This window comes from Endozoicomonas sp., assembly GCF_031844845.1.
Classification (GTDB): Bacteria; Pseudomonadota; Gammaproteobacteria; order Pseudomonadales; family Endozoicomonadaceae; genus Endozoicomonas.
In genome coordinates this window covers 1-7,172 of the sequence record NZ_JAVRMB020000383.1, presented here as the reverse complement: position 1 = coordinate 7,172, position 7,172 = coordinate 1, and the positions used below count along the sequence as shown (strand labels likewise).

Sequence of the window (7,172 nt, the reverse complement as noted above, 5' to 3'; positions counted from 1 at the left end):
CGGTTGTTTGGCCAGTTGCTTACGCTCGTACTCGCGAATACGCTGACGACAGTGCTCTAATGTCTGCTGAGTCATCACACTGAGCTGTTCATCTTTCAGTTCACCACCCAGATCAAGAGCAAGACGGCGAGCCGTCTCTTCCATCAGGGCAAAAGCCTGCATGGGCTTTTCCGGCCCGGGCAAACCCATAAACAGGCTCAAGGCCGGGGTTTCAGTGGTTTCCAGACGATCAATATTAAAAGTGCCCGGTTTTACACCATTGGCCATACTGAACAGAATCTTGCCAGTACCATCCGCATTGGCATACCGGTGAAAAATCGACATATCACCAAAACGCATACCGGAGGAAAGCATGGTCTGCATTAACTGCTCACCATTGAATATTTGTCCACCTTTTGCCAGAACATTAATAACGACTACGTCACTGGCCGGTGGACGGTCTTTCAGCTTCTCTGGTTTCTCACGCTGTGCAGCACCGAGGTTAAGCTCTTTTTGAGGGTGAGCATTCCCTCTGGCAGAAATCTCGCGCTCCTGAATAGGGGCTTTATCCTCGCGGGAAACCACCCTTCTGGTGCCAACCAGATCTTCTGGCTCCTCACTCAATGTAGAGGCGGCACGGGACAATACTGAGCGGTCAAAGCCATCAGCCCTTGAAGAGCCATTAGCCCCTAAGGAGCCATTAGCCCCTAAAGAGTGTCGAGACTCATCCAGATTCATCAAAACCGGTACCGGTTCATCAAGGTCAAGTGGCCGTTGGGATCGGGTCTTTTCTACAACCCCGGATTCATCAACCATATCTTCCGGGTGCACTTCAGTTTCAAACGCCTCTTCCGGGGGCTTTGGCTGGTACTTTTGCCTTAAAGACTCAGGATAGACAGGCGCCTCTTCAGCATAATCCTCTGTATAGCCAGAACTTGAGAAGCCGGGCTCCACACGCTCTCTTGGTTGATCTTTTCTGGAAAATGCCTCGTTTGATGGGCGCGAACGAGCGCCACCATTGGGCAGTTCACTGGAAAAATCATCGTCATACCCTTTGACGTCTTCCAGACCAAAGCTGATCTCTGATGACCTTTTTCTGGCCAGCCGCATCCTGCGATAACCATCAGCCAGTACACCGACGATCACCATCACCCCAATGAGTATCAGCCAATCTCGCAAACTCATGTCCTTGTTGTCCTGTAGACCTTGAAACAACGCCCGAATTGCAGTTTCTTTCCCTGTGATATTACTTTATGACAAATCTGTGACCATTGTCATTTATCACATATGAATAATTTACTACTGCACCCAGCCAATGCTGCAATCTTACAATAAAAAATAACAAATTAAGCTAAGATCTTTTCTTTTACGTGCCTTATAGACTGGCTACGCTAATAATCCATAGCTTATTCATCCAACGATTATAACTCGGCCATAGCCGCCGCCTGTTCAACATCCACCGAGACCGGTCTGGACACCCCAGGTTCATGCATGGTCACACCCACCAGTTGGCTGGCCGCCTGCATAGCTATTTTATTGTGAGTGATGTAAATAAACTGCACTTTATCACTCATTTCAGACACCAATTTCGCATACCGGCCAACGTTGGCATCGTCCAAAGGCGCATCAACCTCATCCAGCATACAGAAAGGTGACGGGTTCAACTGGAATATGGCGAAGACCAGGGCAATGGCCGTCAATGCCTTTTCGCCACCAGATAACAGATGAATAGTGCTGTTTTTCTTTCCGGGAGGCTGAGCCATTATAGTCACACCGGTATCCAGCAGGTCGTCCCCTGTTAATGCCAGATAAGCCTGACCTCCACCAAACACCCGGGGAAACAGTTCCTGAAGCCCTGAGTTCACTTTATCAAAGGTTGTTTTAAAGCGCAGACGGGTTTCCTTGTCAATCTTTCGAATGGCATTTTCCAGCGTATTCAGTGCCGACTCCAGGTCGTCATTCTGGGCATCCAGATACTGTTTACGCTCCGACTGGGTTTCATATTCTTCAATGGCCGCCAGGTTAATCGCACCCAGTCGTTCAATTCTTGCAGCGATACGTTCCAAATCCTGTTCCCATTGCTGCTCTGAGGCATCATCGGGCAGATTTTCCACTACCGTTTCAAGGTCAAACTGATCTTCTTTCAACTGCTCGGCCAGTGTCGTACGACGAACCTGCATGCCCTGCCAGTCCATCCTCAGTTTTTCCAGCCGCTCACGAACCTTCTGTGCCTGCTGTTCGGCACTATGACGCACTTTTTCACCGGATCGAATTCGCTGTTCCACAGTTTCCAGTGCTATTCGTGCCGCCTGCATGGCCTCTTCTTCCTCAAGGCGACGGGCTAACACTTCCTCTAATTGTTCCTTCAAATCCCCTTCCGGCGAATTGGATTCTGACATGGACTCTTTCAGGAATTCCCGACGTTCCCTGAGTTTGGTCGCCTGCTGACTTAATCGCTCAATAGCAGCCTTAATAGAACCTATCTGGGTATTGATAGACTGTTGTCGTAAAGCCAGCTGATGCGCCCGCTCTTTATCAAAGCGTGCCTGATGCCTGACGCCTTCGAGTTTTGACTGAAGCTTCTCACGTTGCTCCTGCATTTCCTCCCGGCGACCAATATCCTCCTCCATGTGATCCAGTGCTTCCTGCAGCCGCATCCGCGACTCACCAATCACGTCCTGCTCCAGCTGATGCTGTTCCTTCACTTCCTCAAGCTCTTTTTCCAAACGCCGGCGGCGCTCTGAAAACTGCTCAAGACGCACTCTTCGTGCCCCAAGATCTGCCCTGACTTCTCCCTGGCTGCGATTAATTCCCGATAATTGTTTCTGCAACTGTTCACGCAGGGCTTCATGCTGCTCCAGCGTTGCCCTGGCCGTTTCCAGCTGTTCCTTCAGGGTTTGGCTGCTTTCCTCCAATAATTCCAGCTTTTCTGCCAGCGACTCCATCTCTTTCTGACGTTCAAGCACGCCGGTATTGTTATCCACGCCACGACTAACCCGCAGCCAGCCTGAGGATAACCAGATACCATCCCGGGTAATGATTGATTCGCCGGCCTGGAGTTTGGAGCGCAGTGACAGGGCCACTTCCAATGACTCAGCGGCGTAGACACCCGCTAATAAAGGCAGTGCTTCCTGACCACTGACAATTTTGTCGGTAAGTAGAGGCAACTCATTCAGTGAAGCTAAACAGCGAGCCCCATTGCCAGCTTCCAATAACACCAGCGAGCCCTGCTCAAGAGAACCAAGCGCCTCTGCTACCGGGTCCAGGCTATCCAGACATACGGCCTGCAGACTATCACCAAGAATGGTCTCAACAGAACGCTCCCAGCCAGCCTCAACCTGCAGTTTATCCATCAACCGCGAGTGTTCACTAAGCCGGTGTTGCTCCAGCCATTCAATGGTGCCGGTATCCTCATTCAACGAGGCCTGATGCAGAGTTTCCAGAGACGCGTGTCGCCCCCGCACCATGCTCAGCTCATCACGATTATTTTCCCGCTCTGCACTGAGGTTCTGTACCTGACCACGCTGATGTTCAACAGCTTCAACATTTTCTTCGATGCGAATTTCTACGGTTTCTGCGGTCAATTCCAGCTCGGTCAGTCTTTCAGAAAGCAGTGTCATCTCTTCCTGATCTTCACTGCCGGCCAGGGCCGCAGATTCTTCCTTCAGGCGGGTATCCCGCTCCTGAAGCCTGCCCATCACCTGTTCCGCATGGCTAATTCTGGATTGCTCAACTTCGGCCGTACGCTTGGGCTCATGGGAACGCTGATTAAACTGATCCCACTCCTGCTGCCAGCGGTGCATGGCTTCTTCTGCCTGAGTCAGTATGTCACCGGAATCAGATTCCTGATCCTGTAACATTTCCAGCTCCGGCTCAAGTTCGATTAGCTCTTCCTGAAAGGCTTCTAACTGTTGCTGATCATCCGCCAGTTGTTCACGGGCTTCCTCCCAGCTTTGTTCTACCTGTTCCAGGTCCCGCGATAACTCTTTTGAGCGTTCTTCACGATGTTGCAGTGTCTGCTCAATACGGGTCACTTCATTGCCCGTACTGTAGTAGCTTGTTTGGGTTTCATGAAAACGATCACTCAGTTCCATTTGCTGAGCACGATCCTCTTCCATTGCTGCTTCTGCGGAACGTTGTTCACTGATAGCGCTTTCAAGCTGCACCTCAAACTCACGAATAGCCTGTTCCTGGGACTGGGCTCCGGTATTGATGGCTTGCCATTTGAGTGCCTGCAGCTGAGCCTTTTTCAGACGTTCTTCGGACTTATACTCTTTGTATTTTTCAGCGGACTGAGCCTGACGCTGGAGATGACCTAACTGACGTCCCAGTTCATCCCGCAGGTCCGTGAGTCGTTCAAGGTTTTCCCTGGTTCGGCGAATCCGGTTTTCAGTCTCCCGGCGACGTTCTTTATAGCGGGAGATACCGGCGGCTTCCTCGATAAACACCCGAAGCTCATCCGGTTTGGATTCAACCAGGTTGGAAATAATGCCCTGACTGATAATGGCGTAACTTCTGGGCCCGAGACCGGTGCCCAGAAATATATCCATCACATCTTTACGCCGACATTTGCTGCCATTCAGGTAATAGGTATTTTTGGCATCGGAATTGAGGGAACGCTTAACAGAAATTTCCCGGTAGGCGGCAAATTCACCGGTTATACGCCCTTCGTTATTATCAAACAGTAACTCGACTACAGCCTGATTTGACGGCTTCCGGCTGTTGGAACCCTTGAAAATAACGTCGGTCATGGATTCGCCACGCAGGTGTTTGGCGGATGATTCCCCCATTACCCAGCGAACGGCATCAATAATATTTGATTTACCACAACCATTAGGGCCAACCACCCCACACATATTGGAGGGGAAATGAACCGTCGTCGGGTCAACAAAAGATTTGAATCCGGCCAGTTTGATGGATTTTAAACGCATCGTTTCCTTTAGCTCTTCACTGTCGGGGCCATAAGCATTGATACTGACCAATCTGCCATTGCATGGTTACCGCTATGGGGTTCTTGATAGAACTACGGTAACAAAACCATTCATAGCATGCTGCTGTGGGCTCCGGCTCCTTGTCATAGCGAATCGTTCAATTGAAAGGATATTTCATTCCTTTCAGTTCAGATATTACACATTAACATAGTAAACAGAAAAGTCGCCTTTTCCGAAATGAAAAAGGCGACTTTTCTGTTTACCCGATAACCATGTGCAAATACCCATGCACAAAACGGAAACAGTCAGATCAAAAAAACTTGAACATCGTACTTAACATTGGAAGTTCGAAGCCCCAAAACTGTCACCGCTCCATTGCGCTTGACGTGATTGACTGAAGTGATAAGCGCTCTCTGTCATTGTCGTCAGGATTTGTCTCACTAAAGTTACCCCTTCTTAAACTCTGACTTCGTTCATACTGCTCCTGTCGAAGGGTACTACCGGAAGGCTCGCTCAATTGCTGCCAATTGCTGCATTCCATTGACAGCATCAACTTCTTCTTAAGAGCACGACTCAAGAACTGGATTATCCTTAAAGAATTAACAGGTTTATTTTTATCAGTTTCGGATAAAAGGCAGGCATTAACGATCTTTAGAATCGTCTTCGGGATATTCAGATACAGGTTCCAATCTAACTGGAATATCCGTTCATACTCAGCCCCTCGTGTCAGCAAAAAAGCAGCCGTTGCAGGGCAGCCATTGGTTAAGGCTAATTCCAGGGCTGTTCTTCCAAAGCAGTCCCTTGCATTTATATTGATCCCCTTTTCGACTAACAATTCAGCCATCTCAACGGTATCATCTTCAGCATAAAAAAGTGCTGTAGTACCACATTTATTAGCGATATCAGGATCCGCGCCATACGCCAACAACTCACGAATCACATCAAGGTGCCCTCTCGATGCAGCAAAGAGAAGAGCTGTGGACTTGTCAGAGCACTTACTGTTAACTTTGATATCAGGATCAGCGTCAGCCTGTAAAAGCTCAACAACTATGTCGCGATAACCTCTATGTGCTGCATCCATTAACGAAGTCCAACCGGCAAAATTACGCTTATTCAAATTCACACCATGGTTAATAAGCACATTAACTACCTGACTATGCCCTTTCGCAACTGCTACACCCAGCGGCGTCCGACCGGGCATGTAATTATCTGGATCCAGTCCAGCCCGCAAAAACAGCTTAACCCTATCAACATCACCACTTTCAGCTGCCTTATACAGTGCTTCAGGGGTCATTTTTTCAGCAGTACTTTTATCTGAAAGGGTAAGCCGATCTATTTTAGTGGGCAAATCGTCAAGAGGGGTCATTTTTTCAGCAATACTTTTATGTGAAAGGGTAAGCCGATCTATTTTAGTGGGTAAATCGTCAAGTGAAGTTACAGAAATCACAGAAGAAGGGGTTTCTACTTTTACAACACATTGCACATTGGGTTTATTGATATAATTGTCAATCTTAACACCTACCTCAGAACCTCTCAGAAAAACTCTTGCTTGCTGTGAAGGCTGTTTGAAAGGATTCAAAAACCGGGAAGAATGATTTACCCTCAGCACCACCCCACCAGCCAGCTCCACAACAGTTACGGAATAGGAACTAACTCGGCCATGAAGGCGATTATATATATTGTTAACCTCGACTATTTTTTGGGGGGTATATGTAGAACCATTTACTGGTACTGACAAGTCTTGACCCCTCTTGGAATAAGGCATCCCCTGCAACGCAAATTCAGCGTGAGCGACTTTACGATTACCACTTCTCTTCATGACTGACCGGGCTCTTCCTGAGCGATTAGCTTTTAATTTATTTGGTGAAGATTCAACGATAAAAGGTTGCTGAAAAGATGAATTCACGGTGTACATTAAGCCCCTAAGGATTTGTCTAAAAATAACTTTCCCATTTTATCCTGTTTCTGGAACAATGATGTAATTCCACTTTGGCAGAAACTTGTCAAATTGAATGCTCATTTTCTCTTTAAAATCGGCCGCATATTTACGACCTGTTTCAAAGACTTTATCGATTATATTTACCGTAACTTCCAATCCTGTAGTGGTTTCAGTTTTTTCCATAAGTAGTTGATCATTTGTATTGCAATATTTCTGACCAGTAAGTTAGCAATAAGTTCCAAGTCTTGGAGTTTAAGGGTGAATAAGCTTTATTCCCACAACTTCACGCGTCCAGCAATAAGGCTAATCTGCCCGTAGGACAA

At 47.9% G+C, this 7,172-nt stretch carries 4 protein-coding genes; all 4 read right to left on the bottom strand.

The genetic code is table 11. The features are described from left to right. Positions 1–1,164, bottom strand: a 1,164-nt coding sequence (zipA, locus tag RM811_RS21310) for a cell division protein ZipA (protein WP_402528106.1), incomplete at its 3' end; no start/stop codon positions are given. Between the two features lie 236 nt (positions 1,165–1,400). Beyond that, complete coding sequence (gene smc / locus RM811_RS21305; protein ID WP_407065747.1) at positions 1,401–4,910, bottom strand: chromosome segregation protein SMC; 3,510 nt, start codon at positions 4,908–4,910, stop codon at positions 1,401–1,403. Between the two features lie 364 nt (positions 4,911–5,274). Beyond that, positions 5,275–6,825, bottom strand: a complete 1,551-nt coding sequence (locus tag RM811_RS21300; RefSeq protein ID WP_402528100.1) for an ankyrin repeat domain-containing protein — start codon at positions 6,823–6,825, stop codon at positions 5,275–5,277. 39 nt (positions 6,826–6,864) lie between these two features. Beyond that, positions 6,865–7,032 carry an ISAzo13-like element transposase-related protein gene (locus RM811_RS21295; protein ID WP_402528097.1) on the bottom strand — a complete coding sequence of 56 codons (168 nt, stop codon included), beginning with the start codon at positions 7,030–7,032 and terminating at the stop codon, positions 6,865–6,867. Positions 7,033–7,172 lie beyond the last annotated feature (140 nt).

Excerpts from the sequence above, each read along its gene's own strand:
- smc (WP_407065747.1), bottom strand. The coding sequence starts at position 4,910 with ATGCGTTTAAAATCCATCAAACTGGCCGGATTCAAATCTTTTGTTGAC.
- RM811_RS21300 (WP_402528100.1), bottom strand. The coding sequence starts at position 6,825 with ATGTACACCGTGAATTCATCTTTTCAGCAACCTTTTATCGTTGAATCT.
- RM811_RS21295 (WP_402528097.1), bottom strand. The coding sequence starts at position 7,032 with ATGGAAAAAACTGAAACCACTACAGGATTGGAAGTTACGGTAAATATA.